The 1,757-nt window shown below is 43.7% G+C and carries 2 protein-coding genes; both read left to right on the top strand.

The window, feature by feature from the left end; all coding sequences use genetic code 11:
• Positions 1-649, top strand: a 649-nt coding sequence (locus BOW51_RS10510) for an acetyltransferase (protein ID WP_135568265.1), incomplete at its 5' end; no start/stop codon positions are given.
• A gap of 15 nt (positions 650-664) precedes the next feature.
• Entirely contained in the window at positions 665-1,555 is an 891-nt protein-coding gene (locus BOW51_RS10505; RefSeq protein ID WP_078477665.1) for a beta-keto acid cleavage family enzyme, read from the top strand.
• Positions 1,556-1,757: the final 202 nt, after the last annotated feature.

Genomic DNA, 1,757 nt, shown 5'->3' with positions numbered 1-1,757 from the left:
TTTTCCTTTGGCGCTGGCGCACGTCAGAAAAACAGTCTCGCCTAGTGGCTACCGGGGACTACGCGCCTTCGATTCTCTCTCCTTGGCGCGCAGCGAACGTGATGAACAAACGCATTTTGGCCTTCCTGTCATCCCATTTGAAGAAATAGAGCACCATTATCCACCTGAGAAATATGGATTGTTCATTCCTATCGGATACCGTGATGTAAATCAGCTTAGACGGGAACGATACGAAATGGGCAAACAGAAACAATACAATTTTGCTACATATGTCTCATCACGAGCCAGTACCTGGCCAGATTTATCAGTCGGTGAAAACAGTTTGATTTACGAGCATGCAGTGATTCAACCATTTGCCGAGATAGACAAGAATACAATCATTCGCAGTGGCGCCCATGTTTCACATCATGCGCTTGTTGGAGATCATTGTTTTATTGCTGCACACGCAGTCATTGCAGGCAATGCAAAGGTACAGGATCAATGCTTTCTGGGATTGAACTCAACGATTCGGGACAACATCTCCATAGCTCCTGGATGCATCATTGCAGCTGGCGCACTTGTATTAAATGATACGGAAGAAAATGGTGTTTACGTAGGAGTACCTGCAGTAAAACTAAAAAAACCTGCCAGTGAACTCAATTTAGAATAACGCCAATAAGAATTTATGAATACCAATCCATTAATAGTGAATCTTGCCCCAACAGGCATGGTTGCATGCAAGAGTGAGAATTCCAGCTTACCGACCTCTCCTGATGAGATAATAAAAGATCTCCTGCAATGCGCTGAACTTGGGATTTCTATCGTGCATTTACACGCCAGAGACTCAAATGAAAATCCGTCCAGCGATCCGAAAATCTATGCCGAACTCATAGAGCGCATACGCTCATCGGAGCATCTGAAAAACCTGGTTGTTTGCGTCTCGACCTCAGGGCGCCAGACTCCTGATGTGACACAAAGAGCTGCAGTACTGACATTGGATGGAAACTTCAAACCTGACATGGCCAGCCTTACTCTTGGCTCACTTAATTTTATCGACCAGGCCTCAGTAAACTCTCCTTCATCTATCCGCTATCTTGCAGAAATGATGTTGAAACACGACATCAAGCCTGAACTTGAAATTTTTGATAGTGGCATGATTAATTTTGCAAAAGTACTGATCAAAGAGAGGCTTCTGAAACCCCCTTATTATTTCAATTTAATTCTTGGAAACATCTCATCTGCACAGGCCACCCTCAAAGATTTGGCAATGCTTGTTGAAGCACTACCTCATGATTCATATTGGTCTGTTGGAGGAATTGGGCGTTACCAAAAGAGCATGAACGGGATTGGTGTGGGTGCAGCTGATGGCGTTAGAGTGGGACTGGAAGACAATTTGTGGACGGATGAAGATAGAACAACAATTGCTAGCAATTATCAATTATTGGAACGAGTACATGCCCAAGCTAAGGCATTGGGGCGGTCAGTCATGACACCGGAAATGCTAAGGCGCAATCTGGGATTAACGCAAACGGCTCTGTATCCAGGCTTTGCATATAGCGACAACCGTTCATACTGACAAACAACCTAGATGTAAGGCTAATGGATGATTAGTTTAGACGCTATTTTTAATAAGTATCGGTTTAAAATACAACGCTTCATAACCAAGAATCTAACGTCTCGCCGAGCCTGTAGATAATTCTGTGTAACTGCCCTGTTCAAATATGGTCAATGAGTCGATCTTCAAACTCGATCATAAAACGATTTAACGCTGCTTTCCA

It is taken from the genome of Solemya elarraichensis gill symbiont, assembly GCF_002021095.1.
Classification (GTDB): Bacteria; Pseudomonadota; Gammaproteobacteria; order Chromatiales; family Chromatiaceae.
The sequence above is the reverse complement of the archived record's forward strand: the minus strand, read 5'-3'. Positions and strand labels throughout refer to the sequence as shown.

Coding starts and splice junctions, on each gene's coding strand:
- BOW51_RS10505 (WP_078477665.1), top strand. CDS start 665: ATGAATACCAATCCATTAATAGTGAATCTTGCCCCAACAGGCATGGTT.